This is a genomic window from Streptomyces sp. NBC_00443 (assembly GCF_036014175.1).
Lineage (GTDB): Bacteria > Actinomycetota > Actinomycetes > Streptomycetales > Streptomycetaceae > Streptomyces.
Genome location: NZ_CP107917.1, coordinates 7,973,869 through 7,990,046, shown reverse-complemented (window position 1 = coordinate 7,990,046; position 16,178 = coordinate 7,973,869). Strand labels below are relative to the sequence as shown.

Below are 16,178 nucleotides of genomic sequence, written 5' to 3'. Positions count from 1 at the left end.
GGCGAAATCGGCGTCCCCGGCCTGTGTCGTTCAACCCCGGGGGACGCAGGGCGGGTTGGGGGTGCACGCGGGCCCGATGTCCCCGACCGTCAGGGTCTACCCGTCGGTAGCGATTGCTGACAAGCTGTCTACGGCCGTCCGTCAGCGTGTCCCAGCCGAGGAGCACCCCATGTCCGCCACCGTCTCCTTCCAGGTCGCCTCTCCCCACGGCCCGCAGAGCGTGAGCGTCGACTACACGCGCGTGGGGAGCGGTGAACCCCTGCTCCTGCTGCACGGGATCGGGCACCACCGGCAGGTCTGGGAGCCGGTGGTGGACATCCTCGCGACCGAGCGCGATGTGATCTCCGTGGACCTGCCCGGCTTCGGAACATCCCCGGGCCTGCCGAGCACCCTCTCCTACGACCTTGCGACGACGACGGCCGTGTTCGGTGCCTTCTGCGAGGCGATGGAGCTCGACCGGCCGCATGTGGTGGGCAATTCGCTGGGCGGCCTGATCGCGCTCGAACTCGGCCGCGAGAAGCTCGTGCGGTCCGTCACCGCCCTCTCCCCGGCGGGGTTCTGGTCGGAGGCCGAGCGGCGTTACGCCTTCGGCGTGCTGCTCGCGATGCGGCACATCTCGCGCCGGCTGCCGCTGCCGCTGGTGGAGCAGCTGTCCCGGTCGGCGGCCGGCCGTACGGTCCTGACGAGCACGATCTACGCCCGCCCCGGCCGCCGGTCACCCGACGCCGTGGTCGCCGAGACCCTGGCGCTGGCGGGGGCCACGGGCTTCGACCAGACTCTCGACGCCGGCCGGACCGTCCGGTTCGCCGACGACATCCCCGGGATCCCGGTCACCGTGGCCTGGGGCACCAGGGACCGGCTGCTCGTGCGCCGCCAGGGGGTGCGCGCCAAGCAGATCATCCCCCGGGCGCGCCTCGTCAGGCTGCCCGGCTGCGGCCACTGCCCCATGAACGACGACCCGGCCCTGGTCGCGCGCGTCATCCTCGACGGCAGCCGCTGACCCACGCGGGGTGCGCGCCAACGCGCCCGACCCCAGGGCGACTCCGGCACCGACCAGGGCGCTACCCAACGCCTGTACGGCGCCGTAGGAGCCGGTTCCGACGAGCGGGGCGGAGCAGGCGGCGGCCACCGGGATGAGGCCGGAGAAGAGCGTGGCGCGCTCGGCGCCGATCCGCTGCATGCCCATGTACCAGCACACGAAGCCGACCACGGTCACGACCACCGCCTGCCACAGCAGAGCGGCCGCCTCGGTGGTGTCGGGCCGTCGCAGCCACGCGGTGCCATCCAGGAGCAGTCCGGCCGCCGCGGACTCGACCGCCGCGACACCGCACACCGTGGCGGACAGCAGCCGCGGACCCAGCGGGCGCAGCACGGGCGCGGCCAGGACGGCAAAACCGACCTCGCCGACCAGTGCGCACACGGAGAAGGCGAGGCCGGCGCCGTCCGTACGCCCCCAGCCCTGAACCGTGACCGCGCCCGCTGCGACAAGCAACGCCCCGTACAGGACCGTCCGTTGGGGGCGGCGCCTGTCCAGCAGGGGGACGACGACGGCCACGACCACGGGCGCGCAGCCGACGAAGACGCCGGGAACCGCCGGTTCGGCCGTCCGCTCGGCGGCGATCACAGCCAGGTTGAAGCCGACCATGCCGACGGCGGCGAGCACCACGAGTCGGGCCCACTGACGGGCCGCGAGCGCGCGCAGCCGGGCCGGGGCGTCACGCCCGGCCAACGGGACGAGCAGGAGGCAGGCGAGGGCGTAGCGCAGGAACTGACCGCCGGCGTACGGGTAGTCGCCGAGGAGGCTGTTGGCGGTGAAGGATCCTCCGACGAGGATGCAGGCGAGCGCGGCGAGGAGGGCTCCGCGCGTCGTGGTGGTGGCGTTCATGGCAGCGACGCTAGGAAGCGCAGCGGTCCGGATTAAGGTCCACTTTCATGACGTCATCGCAGACCAATCCGGCCGGGAGGACGGCAGGGCACGCCTCGGCGGCCTCGACCGGCGATTCCGCGGGGCAGGAGGGGCGCACGGCGGGGCCGCGTGCAGGCGATCCGGCCAGGTCGGCAGGATCGGCCGGTTCGGCGGCATCCGCTGCGGCAGGCCGGGTGAGCGGCCCCGGCGGGCGGGCGCCGGGCCCTGCGACGCAGGCCTCGGGTGGCCCGCAGCCTCATATGGGCTCCGCCACGTGGGAGTTGCTGCTGCCCGCCGCTTCGGCGCCGGCACGCGCGCGTGGGCGTTCGCTGCAGGCGGCGCTGCGTGAGGCGGTGCGGTCGGGGCGAATGGCGCCGGATACTCGGCTGCCGTCGAGCCGGGATCTCGCGGCCGACCTCGGCGTGTCGCGCGGGCTGATCACCGAGGCGTACGAGCAGCTGACGGCGGAGGGGTATCTGCGCAGCGGACGGGGGGCCGGGACCTGGGTGGGCAGTGCCGTTCGGGCCGCCCGGCCACGCGCGCGTGATCTCGCTCCACGCGCCACCGGGGTCCACGCCGACTTCGTACCCGGGACGCCGGACATGTCGCTGTTCCCGCGCGCCGCGTGGGCCGCCGCACAGCGCGGGGTGCTGGCCGAACTGCCCCATCACGAGCTCGGCTATCCCGACCCGCGCGGGCTGCCCGGGCTGCGTACGGCGCTGGCCGGGCTGCTGGCGCGGCGCCGGGGCGTCGTAGCGGACCCCGAGCGCATCGTGGTCGTCTCCGGGGTGGCGCAGGCGACGACGCTGCTCGGGTTCGTGCTGCACGCGCGCGGGATACGCGAAGTGGGCGTGGAGAACCCCGGGAGCCCGCAGCACGACGCCCTGTACGCGGCAGCGGGGGTGACCACCGTGCCGCTGCCGCTGGACGACGAAGGGCTCGCCCTCGGCCCGTTGCGGGAGTCGGGTGTACGGTCCGTCGTCACGACGCCGGCCCACCAGTTCCCCACCGGCATCGCCTACTCCGCGCGTCGCCGTGCCGAGTTGCTCGACTGGGCGCGGTCCGTCGACGGATTCGTCCTGGAGGACGACTACGACGGCGACTTCCGGTACGACCGTGCGCCTGTCGGCGCACTCCAGGGGCTGGACCCCGAGCGCGTCGCGTATGCGGGGTCGGTCAGCAAGTCCCTCGCACCGGGGCTCCGGCTCGGCTGGCTGCTCGTGCCCGAGGTGCTGGCCGAGGATGTCGTCGAGCGGAAACGGACCATGGACCTCGGTCATCCCACCCTCGATCAGGCGCTGTTCGCCCGGTTCGTGGAGCGCGGCGACTACGACCGCCAGCTGCGCCGGTGCCAGCGCGCGTACCGGGAGCGCCGCAACACGCTCGTATCCGTCCTGGAGGACCACTTCCCGGGCGCGGAGGTGTCCGGGATCGCCGCGGGCCTGCACGTCATCGCAGCGCTGCCGGACCAGTACGGGCCCCAGGAGCGGTTCCTCGCGCGCGTGGCCGCGGCCGGGGTGGCGGTGCGTCCTCTGACGGACTACACACACACGCGTGCCGGGGAAGGCGGGCGTGCAGGTGTGCGGCTGGTCCTGGGGTACGCGCACCTGGCGCCGGCGCGGATCCGGGCGGGCGTACGGCTCATGGCCGAGGCCGTCGGCGCGGGTCCGCGCTGATCGGTGCCGCTTCGGCGCACCGGTTCCCCTGCCCATGCGGTCAGTTGTTCACTTGTGGTTTCCGTGTGCGCTGCGGCGCACCAGTAGTTGTGGCAATGCACACTGGCCGGATCCCACCCCTGGAGGCCCCCATGTCACACCGTCCGTCCCCGGGCCGCCGCAGCGTTCTGCGCGGCTCGCTCGCCGCTTCGGCGGCGCTCACCCTGCCCACTGCGCTCGGCTCGGCACCGGCGTTCGCCCTGTCGGGCCGGCCCAAGGCGGGCTGGGGCGTACAGACGGGCGACGTGACCTGCGACTCGGGGCTGGTGTGGGTGCGGTCCGACCGGCCGGCCCGGATGATCGTCGAGACGTCCGCGACCGAGGCGTTCCGCAAACCGCACAGATGGCACGGACCGCTGCTCGGCGCGGGCACGGACTTCACCGGAACGACCCGGCTGCGCGGCCTGCCGTCCGGCGAGCAGATCCACTACCGCGTGCTGCTCGCCGACCCCGACGACCCGCGCCGCACCGGGGAGCCTGTCACCGGCACGTTCCGTACGGCCTCCGCTCGGCGGCGCGACGGAGTGCGCTTTGTGTGGTCGGGAGACCTCGCCGGGCAGGGCTGGGGCATCAACCCGGACTTCGGCGGCTACCGGATCTACAACGCGATGGCCGCGCTGGACCCGGACTTCTTCCTCTGCAGCGGCGACAACGTCTACGCCGACGGCCCGATCACGGCGTCGGTCACCCTGCCCGACGGCAGCACCTGGCGGAACATCACCACCGAGGAGAAGTCCAAGGTCGCCGAGACCCTGGCCGAGTTCCGCGGCAACTTCCGCTACAACCTGCTCGACGACAACCTCAAGCGTTTCAACGCCCAGGTGCCGTCCATCATCCAGTGGGACGACCACGAGGTCACCAACAACTGGTATCCCGGCGAGATCCTCGCCGACTCCCGCTACACCGAGAAGAACGTCGACGTCCTGGCCACACGTGCCCGGCAGGCGTTCTCGGAGTACTTCCCCATCGCCACGCTGCGCCGCCCCGACGGCCGTGTGTACCGGGTCATCAACCACGGTCCGCTGCTGGACGTGTTCGTGCTGGACATGCGCACCTACCGCAACGCCAACTCGACCGACGACCAGGCCACCGACGCGCAGGGCATCCTCGGTGCCGAGCAGCTGCAGTGGCTCAAGCGCGAGCTGGCCCGCTCCCGGGCGGTGTGGAAGGTGATCGCCTCCGACATGCCGCTGGGCCTGGTGGTGCCGGACACCGGTGACGGCAAGCCGAACATCGAGGCCGTCGCTCAGGGCGACCCCGGGGCTCCGCTGGGGCGGGAGCTGCAGATCGCCGAGCTGCTGCGGTTCATCAAGCACCGCAGGATCACCGGCACCGTGTGGCTGACCGCCGACGTGCACTACACCTCGGCCCAGCACTACCAGCCCTCGCGGGCCTCGTTCACCGACTTCGAACCGTTCTGGGAGTTCGTCTCCGGCCCGCTCAACGCGGGCGCGTTCCCGGCGAACACCCTGGACAACACCTTCGGTCCGGACCGGGTGTTCATCAAGGCGCCGACGACCGCGAACGTCTCGCCCGCCGGGGGCTACCAGTTCTTCGGCGAGGTCGACATCGACGGCGGCAGCGGCGAGCTGACGGTGCGGCTGCGCGAGTCCGACGGCACCGTGCTGTTCACGCAGGTCCTGCAGCCGGGCCGGGTCGGTCAGTAACTCCCGTGGCCGGGAGGCCTTAGCCTTTGATCCGTGCCGCGCACCGGTGTCATCCCCCGGGGCGCGGCACGGTCGTACTCCCCACCCCAGAGCGTGTCTTAGCAGGTCAGGACCGATTGTCAGTGGTCGCCTCTACGGTCTTTCCATGACGCGATCTTTGCAGGCCGTGGCCTACTGCCGACCCTCCGTGCTGGAGTCCACTGCGGACGGACAGCACCTGGGGCTCGAGACCTCACGAGGTGCGACGCCCTCGGGCGTCGAGGACCATCCGCGGTTCTTCGCGGGCTTTCTGACGTCCCCTCAGGTGGCCTCGGCCGGGCTGCTCGCGGTGGCCGACGTGGCGGCCGCGCGGTACTACCAGCGGCAGCTGCGTGCCTCCCTCGACCCGGTGGTGACGGGGAACGGCGACCGGCTGCGCTTCGAGTCCTTCTCCGGCTGCTGCGGGGTGTACGCGCGCCTGGACGTGCTGGAAGCCGGCCTGGACGGCGACGAGGTGGGGCACGGCACGACGAACGTCGACGTCAACAACCCCTTGCGCGAGGCCCTGTCGAGGATCGGCGCGGACGATCCGCTCCATCTGCGGGTCGGCCCGGAGGAGTTGGCGGTGACCATGCTGGACGGGCCGGTCGTGGAGAAGAAGGTGCCGCTCCCCGACCGCTGGCTGCGGGGCTTCGCGGAGGCCCAGGTGGTAGCGGCCGGCTTCGACCTGCGGGCCGAGCTGCCGGCGGCGGAGGCCGTGCGGTTCCTGCGGGCGCTGCCCCGCGGTGGGGCGCGTGGCGCCTCGATCGGCGCCCGATGGGTGGTGCCTTCGGGCAGCGGGTTGCGGCCGACCACGCGCGCGGTGCCCGGAGCGGTGTGTCTGCCCGGCCCGGAGCGGCTGATCGCGCTCCAGCGGGTGCTGAGGCATGCCACGGCCCTGCGGGTGTACGGCCCGTCGGTCGCGGGCGGCGCCGCCGCGACGGCCAGTGCCTGGGAGGTGGTCCTGCCGGGCATGCGGCTGACACTGACGCTGTCACCGGACGCCTCGCGCGGCTTCTCCGGCGAGGGCGGTGTCCTGGATGCCCTCGCGGCGGACGAGGCCGCCGAGGACGCGGAGCTGATCGCGGTGCTCCTCGCGTGGGAACCCCGTGTCGACGTGGCCGACCTGGCCGCCGCCTCGGGACTCACACCCGAGCGCGTCCGGGCGGCGCTGGTCCGCCTGGGCACATCGGGGCGGGTCGGATACGACACGGCGGAGGCTGCTTATTTCCACCGGGAGCTGCCGTACGACGCCGAGCGCGTGGAGCGCCACAACCCGCGGCTGCGTTCGGCGCGGGCGCTGGTGGCGGCGGGCGCGGTCGCGCTGGACGGCGCCGTCGGGACAGTGACGGCCGAGGACGGACATGTGCACCGGGTGCGGGACGAGGCGGGCGTGCTCAGCTGCAGTTGCCTGTGGTGGGCGAAGTACCGGGGCGGGCGCGGGCCGTGCAAGCACGCGCTGGCGGTGCGGATGGTGCGGCGAGGAATCACCGCTGTGGAGCGGGACATGGCACGAGTCGACGGGGGTGCGCGATGAGTTCACTGATGGAAGCGGTACGGGCCGGACGGACGGCCGAGGTGGTGAGCCTGCTGGACGGGATGACCGATGCCGAACGACGTTCGTTCTTCCCGGAGTTGAAGACACTACGCAAGGAGCTGAGGGCGGATCAGTGGACCGCGCAGGCCCGCAGCGCCTATCCCACCCTGCATGCCGCGGGGACCGCGTGCCAGACCGGTGCGGCCGGCGTGGCGAGCTGGCTCGCGGCCTCCGACATGCGCTGGTGGCCCGCTCCGCCGGCGGTGCTGATCGACCTCCTGGGCGACCGATCCCCCGGCTGGCTCGGCGACGTGGCGCACCGAGTGGCCGAGCGGCCGACCAGCTCGCGTGTGCCGTACGAGCTGATGGCGGGCCTGGTACGGCTCTCCGGCTGTCCGGTGCCGACGACGGAGGCCTATGTCCACGGGTGGGTGGAGCACATCGGCCATGGCTGGCAGCGCGGTGACACGGTCCTGGACCGGCTGCGCAAAGACCCGCACCTCGCGCAGCTCACGGCCGCGCTCTTCGAGACGAACGACATCGGCAGCCGTCTGGCATGGACCGCGGACGAGGGTCCGAACAGCTGGACCGAGGCGCTGGCGACGCTCACCACCGAAGGCGTCCTGGACCGGAAGGCCACGGTCGACGCGTGCCTGGCCCGGCTGCTGCGGGGCGGTCCGGCCGCCGACCACCGGGTGTTCCTGCGCATGCTCCGCGCCCTTGCTCTGACCCGGGACGAGGAGCGGGAGCACACGGCCGAGTGGCTGGCCCTGGCTGCCGACGCCGCGTCCGTCGTGGCCGCGCACGCCCAGTCGGTGCTGGCCTCGCTCGCCCTGGACAGAGAACTGACCACCCGTCAACTCGCCGAGATGTCGGGCGCGGTCCTCTTCCGCCCCGAGAAGAAGCTCGTGCGCGCCCAGCTGGTTCTGTTGGGCAAGGTTCTCGTCCGCGACGCTTCCGCCGCCGATGAGCTGCTGCGCGCCGCTGCCCAGGCCTTCGGCCACGAGGACTCGGACGTACAGGAGCGGGCGCTGAAGCTGGTGGAGCGGCATGCGGGCAAAGTTGGCCTGGACGAGACACACGAGGAACTCGCCTCCGCCGCCGCACAGTTGATTCCCACGCTCCGGATGCGTGCCGCCCAGAGTCTGCAGGCGTCCTCCGAGATGTCGGAGCCGGCGCCCTACGAGGAGGTGCTGCCGCCCGCACCGGAGCCGGTGCGACTCGCGCCCGCGCCCGAGTCCGCGGAGGAACTGACCGAAGAAGTAGGTGCCTTGCTCGCGTCCGATGGTGACGTGGCGGCATTCGAGCGAGCCCTCGACGGGCTCGTACGTCACGCGTACCACGACCGGGACGGGCTGCTGGAGGCGCTGGACCCCGTCGTCGCACGGCGCTGGTGGGACGGCCGGGAGCAGGCGTACGCGTACAGCGCGGACGACTACTTCACCAGGCACCACGGTCTGATCAACGCGGCGCACGGCCTCGAACTCCTGCTGGCGACGCTGCGCGGGAAGGTGCTCACGGCCACGCTCCACAAGGCCGTCCAGCGTGGGACCGTCACCAGTGACTGCGGCCACAGCCCGCTCGCCCGGGCCTTCGAGGCCCGCATCTGGGAGGTGGCGTACCGGATCCGCACCGAGCCTCTGCCGTTCCTGCTGTCCACGCCCACCTGGGGCACGGGCCTGTTGGAGCCGGACGAACTGGTGGCGCGCCTCGACGCGTACCGGCGGCTCGGCGCAAGGGTGTCGGAGGCCGACTTCGCGCAGGCGCTGCTGCGGGTCCGGCGCGGTGACCGTGCGTCGGCCGAGGCGGCCGCGGAGCGGGCGGCGGCGCTGGGCACGGCGGAGGGGACGCGTCTCGCCGGGTGGCTGACAACCGGGGCTCCGACCGTGCCCGTGTTCCACCGGCAGACGTCAGGGGACCGCATACTCGTCGCATCCGGGGAGATCGCCGAGTTTCAAGGTGACTTCCCTGCCGGATTCCGTCCGTTGGGACGGCCGGTGAGCTTCGCCCGGGATCACTGGCACTGCTGGCACTGGGGCGACGGCATGCGCGGGCACTGGCTGGCCCTGCTGCCCGAGCAGCGTGAGCTGGTGGCGGTCAGAATGCTGCGCGAACTGTCGGCAGTCGCCGTCGACGACACCCGGGGCGACGCGGCGGTCCTGCCGCGACTGGCCGAATCGGGCGGCGAGGCCGGTGATGCGGTGCACTTGGCCGTGGCGTACGGGCTCGGTGCGCGGCACCCGGAGGACCGGCTCGCCGCCGTGGACGCCCTGTTGGTGCTGGCGGCCGGCGGGCAGCTCGACGCGGCCAGGATGGGCGCGGATCTGGGGCAGTTGGTGCGACGCGGGGCCGTGAAGCCGTCGCGGCTCGTGGAGTCGGCGCGCACAGCGGCGGCCACGGGGGCGAACGCCACCATCTGGGGAATGCTCCGACACACCCTGCCCGTCCTGCTCGCGGACCTCGCAGCAGATGGAGGTACCGGTGCAGCGGCCGGCGGCGCTACCGGTCGGGCTACCGGCGGCGCTACCAGTGGGGCGACCGCGCCCCCACGCGGCCTCGCGGATCTCCTTGCCATCGCCGCGGAGTGCGCCGAGCGAACGGGGGCACGCGATGAACTGCCGCACCTGGCGCGGGCGGCGGACCGCCGTGGCTCGTCCCGGCTCGTGGCACAGGCCCGGCGCCTGCGTAGTGCGTTGGCGGCCGCCTGACCCGACGAGAAAGGTAAAAATCAATACAAAAGGTTCTTTACCGCCCGGTCACAAAGCGTTCGTGATCACGCAACACCGTTCCTTCACAGTGGGTGCATGAGTCGAGACATATCTGATGTGACGCGTGCGAAGTCCGGACGTCCTGTCCACCCCTGGCGGAGGAACGTCGTCCAGGTCACCGAACTCCTCACGGCGGGGTTCCACTCATGGTGGTCACGCCGCCACGGTCACGCGCCTCCGACGGGCGATACCGGTGCCCGGCCGCGCTCCGACGCACAGGCCGGGCAGTCGGACCGTTCGCCGGAGACGTCCGCGACGGTGTCCGATGAAGGCGCCCTCTGGCGGATGCGGACCACGGTGCAGGACGAGCCGGGGTCGCTGGCCGCGTTGTGCACGGCCCTCGCCGGGCTGCGGGTGGACATACTGAGCCTCCAGACACATCCGCTGGCCGAGGGCACGGTGGACGAGTTGCTGCTCCGTGCACCCGGCGCTCTCACGGCGTCCGACATCACCCGCGCGGTCTCCGAGGCCGGCGGTTCCGGTACCTGGATCGAGCGGGCCGACGCCCACGACCTGGTGGACGCGCCGACGCGGGTGCTGGGCCTTGCCACCCGTACCGCCCTGGACGCCGCCGAACTGCCTTTGACGCTGCGGCAGTTGCTCGGGCGGTGCACCATCCGCTCCCTGCCCGCAGTGCCTGCCGTGGGCGCCAGGGGACCCGAACCGGTCCCGGTGGAGGGTGCGCTCGATGACACCGTGATGCGGCTGCGGGCGCCGGAAGGCGGAGTGATCACCGTGGAGCGGCCGTATCTGCCGTTCACGCCGACCGAGTTCGCGCGGGCACGGGCCCTCGTGGAACTGGACGCCCGGCTCGGCCCGCGTGTGCCGGGCAGCCAGGACGTGCTGACGCTGCCCGAGGGCAACGACATCACCGTGCGCCGGGCGGACACCGGTGACGTCCGGGCCGCGAAGGAGATGCACGAGCGGTGCTCGAAGCGGACACTCGGGATGCGGTACCACGGGCCGGTCGGTGACGCGGACCGCTATCTGAACCACCTGCTCAGCCCCCGCTTCGGTCGTACGCTCGCCGTGCAGACCGCGTCGGGCCGCGTAGTCGGGCTGGGTCACCTGTTGTGGGACGGCGACGAGACGGAGGTCGCGCTGCTCGTCGAGGACGCCTGGCAGCGGCGCGGCATCGGCAGCGAGTTGCTGCGCAGGCTGGTGGGTATGGCGGTCGAGGCGGGCTGCGGGAGCGTGTACGCCGTGACGCAGTCGTCCAACACCGGCATGGTCGCCGCGATGCGCGCCCTGGGTCTCCCCCTCGACTATCAGATCGAGGAGGGGACCCTGGTGATCACGGCGCGGTTGGCTCCGCCTGTTGAGCCGGAGGGGGCCGTGGGGGTTGTGGGACGCCTGTCGAGTTCGGGTGAGTGGGGGCACCCCGAAGCGTCGTAGGGGCTACTGGCGGCCGGCGACGGCCGGTTCACTGTGGCCGGTCGCGCCCCGCGGCGGAGCCGCATGTCGTTGCGGCCCCGCGTCCCTGTGGGGGCGCGGGGCCGCCCCAGCGCCGCGTTCAGATCAGCCCACAGGTCCTCTACGTCCTCCAGCCCCACCGACATCCGCAGCAGCCGGTCACTCACCCCGGCGTCGCGTCGGTCTTCCGCGTCGACGATGCGGTGGCTGATGGACGCCGGGTGCTGGATGAGGGTGTCGACGCTGCCGAGGCTCACGGCGGGGGTGATCAGGCGGACACCGGCGATGACCTCGTGCGGGTCGCCGTGGACCTCGAAGGCGATCATGGCGCCGCCGATGCGCGGATAGTGGACGCGGGCGACGCGCGGGTCGTCGGCGAGGCGGCGGGCGAGTTCGGCTGCGCTCGCCGAGGCGGCCCGTACCCGCACCGGGAGGGTCGACAGGCCCCGCAGCAGCAGATAGCCGGCCAGCGGATGCAGGACGCCGCCCGTGGCGAACCGTATCTGCCGCAGCCGCCCGGCGAACTCCTCGTCGCAGGCCACCACGCCCGCCATCACGTCTCCGTGCCCGCCGAGGTACTTGGTGGCGCTGTGCAGCACGAGCCGCGCCCCCCGTTCCGCGGGGCGCTGGAGCACCGGCGTGGCGAACGTGTTGTCCGCGAGCAGCGGCACGGAGCCGCAGGCGTGGACCACCGCCCGCAGGTCCACCTCGGCGAGCGTGGGGTTCGCCGGGGACTCGACCATCACCAGGCCGGTGTCCGGACGCAGCGCCTCCGTGATTCCGGCTGGGTCGGTCCAGGTCACCTCCGAGCCCAGCACTCCGGCCGTGAGCAGATGATCGCTGCAGCCGTACAGGGGCGTACGGCGACGACGTGGCGCAGACCCATCGACGCGCGAGCGAGCAGAATGGCGCTCAGTGCCGCCATCCCGCTGGCGAAGGCGACCGAGGCCTCGGTGCCCTCCAGCCGGGCGAGGGCGGTTTCGAAGCGGGCGACGGTCGGGTTGCCCAGGCGGCCGTAGACGGGCGGGCCGTCCGGCTCGGCGCCGGTGGCGGCGAAGGCGTCGATGCGGGCGGCCTCGGCGCGGCTGTCGTAGGAGGGGTAGGTGGTGGACAGGTCGATCGGTGGAGCGTGCAGGCCCTGCCGGGCGAGGTCGTCGCGGCCGGCGTGCACGGCCTCGGTGGCGAGTGCTCTCGGTGCGGACCGTACGTCGTCATACCCGTGCATAAGGTCGTATGCCTCCCTGCTCGCTGGGTCCATGGGCAGCCATGGGCTGAAGGCCGAACAGCGGAAGACTGAACAGCGGGCGGGGTTCAGTGGTGAAGGACCGTGCTACGTTCGACCAATGGCCGAATCTGTCGTACTGGATCCGGTCGATCTGCATCTGCTGCGGCTCCTGCAGAACGACGCCCGGACCACCTATCGCGACCTCGCCACGCAGGTCGGGGTCGCTCCGTCGACGTGCCTGGACCGGGTGACGCGGCTGCGCCGTTCGGGCGTGATCCTCGGCCATCAGCTCAGACTGGACCCGGCCAAGCTGGGGCGAGGGCTTCAGGCGCTGCTGTCCGTGCAGGTCAGGCCGCACCGCCGGGAACTGGTGGGGCCGTTCGTGGAACGGATCCGGGCGATGCCGGAGTCGCTGACCGTCTTCCATCTGACCGGGCCGGACGACTATCTGGTCCATGTCGCGGTCGCGGACATGGCGGATCTGCAGCGGCTGGTGCTGGACGAGTTCACGTCCCGGCGCGAAGTGGCGCGGGTGGAGACGCGGTTGATCTTCCAGCAGTGGGACTGCGGCCCGCTTCTGCCACACGAGACGCCGGAGAACACGCCCTCAGCGAAATCGGGCTGATGTGGGACAAGCGCCGGTGAAAGCGGGCTGACGCGGCGCCGGTCGCCGTATGAGGATGGACCGCATGTCTGAGACCAACAGCCCGCTGCCCCGTGAGGTCGCCGACGCGTATGTCGACGAGCTCATCGCCCTCGACCCGGTGACCGGTACGTACCTTGGCGTGCAGGAGAGTTCGAGCAAGCTTCCCGACCTCTCACCCGCGGGCCAGGAGGCGCTCGCGGACCTCGCGCGGGCCACGCTCGCCCGGCTCGACGAGGCCGAGCGGCTGCCCGGCGCGGACGGTGACATCGAGCGCCGGTGTGCGCGCCTGCTGCGCGAGCGGCTCACTGCGGAACTCGCCGTGTACGAGACCGACGAAGGCCTGCGCGCGGTCGGCAACATGGCCACGCCCGCGCACTCGGTGCGCGAGATCTTCACCGTCACCCCGAACCAGACCGACGAGGACTGGGCGGCGATCGCCGAGCGGCTGCGCGCGGTGCCTACCGCGTACGCGGGCTACCGCGAGTCCCTCGCCCTGGGCCTGGAGCGCAAGCTTTACGCGGCACCGCGCCCGACCGCCACGTTCGTCGGCCAGCTCACGGAGTGGTCCGACACGGGCGAAGGGCGTGGCTGGTTCGAGGACTTCGTGTCGGCCGGGCCCGATTCACTGCGCGCGGAGCTGGACGAGGCCGCCCGCGGGGCGACGGCCGCCGTGGTGGAGCTGCGGGACTGGATGCGCGACGTGTACGCGCCGGCGGTCGAGGGCGCCCCGAACACGGTGGGCCGCGAGCGGTACGCACGCTGGGCTCGCTACTTCAACGGCATCGACCTCGACCTGGACGAGGCGTACGCGTACGGCTGGGCCGAGTACCACCGGCTGCTCGGCGAGATGAAGAAGGAGGCGGAGAAGATCCTTCCCGGCGCCGCGACCCCATGGGTGGCGCTGGCGCACCTCGACGAGCACGGCCATCACATCGAGGGTGTCGACGAGGTCCGCGACTGGCTCCAGGGCCTGATGGACGAGGCGATCGAGAAGCTCGACGGCACGCACTTCGAACTCGCCGGGCCGGTACGCAAGGTGGAGTCGTGCATCGCCCCGCCCGGCGGTGCCGCGGCCCCGTACTACACGGCCCCCTCCGAGGACTTCTCTCGGCCGGGCCGCACCTGGCTGCCGACGATGGGGCAGACCCGCTTCCCGGTCTACGACCTGGTCTCGACCTGGTACCACGAGGGCGTGCCGGGCCATCACCTCCAGCTCGCGCAGTGGACGTACGTCGCCGGGAACCTCTCCCGCTACCAGGCCACCATCGGCGGGGTCAGCGCCAACGCGGAGGGCTGGGCGCTGTACGCGGAGCGGCTCATGGACGAGCTCGGCTTCCTCACGGACCCGGAGCACCGGCTCGGATACCTCGACGCCCAGATGATGCGGGCCGCGCGGGTCATCGTCGACATCGGCATGCACCTGGAGCTGGAGATCCCGGCCGACTCCCCGTTCCACCCGGGCGAGCGCTGGACCCCGGAGCTCGCCCAGGAGTTCTTCGGCGCGCACAGCAGCCGTCCCGCGGAATTCGTGGAGAGCGAGCTAACCCGTTATCTGACGATTCCGGGCCAGGCCATCGGCTACAAGCTGGGCGAGCGGGCGTGGCTGCTGGGCCGCGAGAAGGCACGCGAGCGGCACGGCGACGCGTTCGACCTCAAGGCGTGGCACATGGCGGCCCTGTCCCAGGGTTCCCTGGGCCTGGACGACCTGGTGGACGAGCTGGCCCGGCTCTGAGGCGGACGCCGGCGCCTGCCGCGGACGCCGGCGCCTGCCGCGGTGGTCGACGTCTGCCGCGGTGGTCGACGTCTGCTGCGGAGACCAAGGCCTGCTGCGGGCGCCGGCATCGTCACCCTCGGCCCCGGCATCGTCACCTCAACGCCCGAATCCGCCCTCGGAGTTGATGACCTCACCGGTGATCCAGCCCGCCTCGTCCGTCGCCAGCCAGGCGATGAGGCGGGCGGGGTCGTCGGGCATGCCCCACCGTCCGGCGGGGAAGCCGGCGGCCACGGCCTCGTACGCATCGCCGGTCAGGTAGTCCGTGTCGACGGGGCCGGGGTTGACGGTGTTCACCGTGATGCCCTGCCCGGCGAGCGTGGTCGACAGCGAGCGGGTGATCGAGGCCAGGGCGCCCTTCTGAAGGGCGTAGGCGATCTCCCCGGGCATGCCGCCCGCGATGTCCTGCCCGGAGGTCATCATCACGACGCGACCGCCGGGACCGGGCGGCCTCAGCCGGGCGTGGGCCTGGACGAGAAGCAGTACCGCACGGGTGTCGACCGCCCAGTGCGTGTCGAGCATCGCGGCGTCGATCTCGTCGAGGGTGCCGTCGGAGCCGCTGACGGCGTGGTTGGCGATCAGGATGTCGAGCCGTCCGCCCAGTGCCGCGGCGGCCGTGGCGATCAGCTCGGCGGGCGCGTCCGGGTCGGAGAGGTCACCGGGTCCCGCGAGAGCCTGGGCCTCGGGGTCGCCGAGCGCCTCGCGCACAGAGGCGACGACGTCGTCCGGGCTGTCGGCGCCCCAGGGCATGGCGGCGTCGTGCGGCACGTGGTGGTGCAGATAGACACTCGCCCCGTAGGCGGCGAGCCGCCGCGCCACCGCGTGGCCGATGCCGGCGCGTCTGCCGGCCCCCGTGACCAGAGCGGTCCGGCCGCGCAGGGGCAGTGGGTCACGGCGCAGGTCTTCAGGGGTGGGGTGCGGAAGCCGGGGCATGGCAGATCATGATGGCGACCGGCCGGGTGCCGCGCACCTGGTTATTCACGCACCTACACGTCGTCAGTGCGGCAGCCGTCGCAGTTGGACGAGCCCCAGCCAGATCTCCGGTCCGGGTTGCACCTGGGCGGCCCGGACGGCGTAAGCGCCCGGTTCGAGGGCCACGCGCAGATGCTCGGTGCGTTCCGTCTCCCGCCCCGGCCAAGCCGAGTCGAACAGGACCACGGTCCCCGGCACGTTCCAGCGCACCTCGTGTCCCCAGACCGCCGTGGCGAGCGCGTCCGGAACCCGGGCCAGCAGTTCCGCCTCGGAGTCGGCCGCGCACCAGCGCACGAAGATGCCCTGGTCGCGCAGGTAGGTGGTCGAGGCGGGCTCGTCGCCGAGCACCAGTGCCGCGCTGTCTCCCACGGGCAGGAGTCCGACGAAGCCTTCGATCTCGCAGGCCCGGTCGTAGTCGGAGACCGTCTCGTCGCCGTCGGCGCCCGCCCAGAACGGCAGCACCGTCTCCGGCACCGCTATCAGCGGGCCGCCGCCCGACTCCACCCACTCCACCACGCCCGGTTCCGCGTATCGCACCAT

General features: G+C 72.4%; 10 protein-coding genes and 2 pseudogenes. 8 read left to right on the top strand and 4 right to left on the bottom strand.

Translation table 11 applies throughout. The annotated features are described in order from the left end of the window. Window positions 1-169 precede the first annotated feature (169 nt). Window positions 170-1,000 (top strand): alpha/beta fold hydrolase, encoded by an 831-nt coding sequence (locus OHO27_RS36390; protein WP_328429181.1) that lies wholly within the window; start codon window positions 170-172, stop codon window positions 998-1,000. A 93-nt stretch (window positions 1,001-1,093) separates the two neighbouring features. On the opposite strand, the pseudogene OHO27_RS36385 reads toward OHO27_RS36390, so the two are convergent. After that, a pseudogene (locus tag OHO27_RS36385) lies at window positions 1,094-1,885 on the bottom strand (EamA family transporter); the annotation flags it as partial. 281 nt (window positions 1,886-2,166) lie between these two features. Between OHO27_RS36385 and pdxR the strand changes: the two are divergent. The 5 genes from pdxR to OHO27_RS36360 all read left to right on the top strand — a co-directional run bounded on the left by pdxR (window position 2,167) and on the right by OHO27_RS36360 (window position 11,006). Continuing rightward, a complete protein-coding gene (gene pdxR / locus OHO27_RS36380) occupies window positions 2,167-3,582 on the top strand; it encodes a MocR-like pyridoxine biosynthesis transcription factor PdxR (protein ID WP_328429180.1) in 1,416 nt (471 codons plus the stop codon). 131 nt (window positions 3,583-3,713) lie between these two features. Further along, the gene (locus OHO27_RS36375) at window positions 3,714-5,288 is read left to right on the top strand and encodes an alkaline phosphatase D family protein (protein ID WP_328429179.1); all 1,575 of its coding nucleotides are present in this window, start codon (window positions 3,714-3,716) and stop codon (window positions 5,286-5,288) included. A 145-nt stretch (window positions 5,289-5,433) separates the two neighbouring features. After that, window positions 5,434-6,843, top strand: a complete 1,410-nt coding sequence (locus tag OHO27_RS36370) for an SWIM zinc finger family protein (RefSeq protein ID WP_328429178.1) — start codon at window positions 5,434-5,436, stop codon at window positions 6,841-6,843. Beyond that, window positions 6,840-9,551, top strand: coding sequence for a DUF7824 domain-containing protein (locus OHO27_RS36365; RefSeq protein ID WP_328429177.1), 2,712 nt, complete (start codon window positions 6,840-6,842; stop codon window positions 9,549-9,551). Before OHO27_RS36370 ends, OHO27_RS36365 begins: the two co-directional genes overlap by 4 nt. A gap of 96 nt (window positions 9,552-9,647) precedes the next feature. Beyond that, complete coding sequence (locus OHO27_RS36360; RefSeq protein WP_328429176.1) at window positions 9,648-11,006, top strand: GNAT family N-acetyltransferase; 1,359 nt, start codon at window positions 9,648-9,650, stop codon at window positions 11,004-11,006. Between the two features lie 89 nt (window positions 11,007-11,095). On the opposite strand, the pseudogene OHO27_RS36355 reads toward OHO27_RS36360, so the two are convergent. Next, window positions 11,096-12,249: pseudogene (locus OHO27_RS36355) on the bottom strand (trans-sulfuration enzyme family protein); the annotation flags it as partial. A 118-nt stretch (window positions 12,250-12,367) separates the two neighbouring features. Between OHO27_RS36355 and OHO27_RS36350 the strand changes: the two are divergent. Both OHO27_RS36350 and OHO27_RS36345 read left to right on the top strand, forming a co-directional pair. Then, complete coding sequence (locus OHO27_RS36350; RefSeq protein WP_328429175.1) at window positions 12,368-12,874, top strand: Lrp/AsnC family transcriptional regulator; 507 nt, start codon at window positions 12,368-12,370, stop codon at window positions 12,872-12,874. Between the two features lie 64 nt (window positions 12,875-12,938). After that, a complete protein-coding gene (locus OHO27_RS36345) occupies window positions 12,939-14,627 on the top strand; it encodes a DUF885 domain-containing protein (RefSeq protein ID WP_328429174.1) in 1,689 nt (562 codons plus the stop codon). Between the two features lie 138 nt (window positions 14,628-14,765). Here OHO27_RS36345 and OHO27_RS36340 read toward each other — a convergent pair whose 3' ends face one another. Both OHO27_RS36340 and OHO27_RS36335 read right to left on the bottom strand, forming a co-directional pair. After that, window positions 14,766-15,599, bottom strand: coding sequence for an SDR family oxidoreductase (locus OHO27_RS36340; protein ID WP_328429173.1), 834 nt, complete (start codon window positions 15,597-15,599; stop codon window positions 14,766-14,768). 63 nt (window positions 15,600-15,662) lie between these two features. Continuing rightward, window positions 15,663-16,178: an immunity 21 family protein gene (locus OHO27_RS36335; protein ID WP_328429172.1), complete on the bottom strand. Its 516-nt coding sequence runs from the start codon at window positions 16,176-16,178 to the stop codon at window positions 15,663-15,665.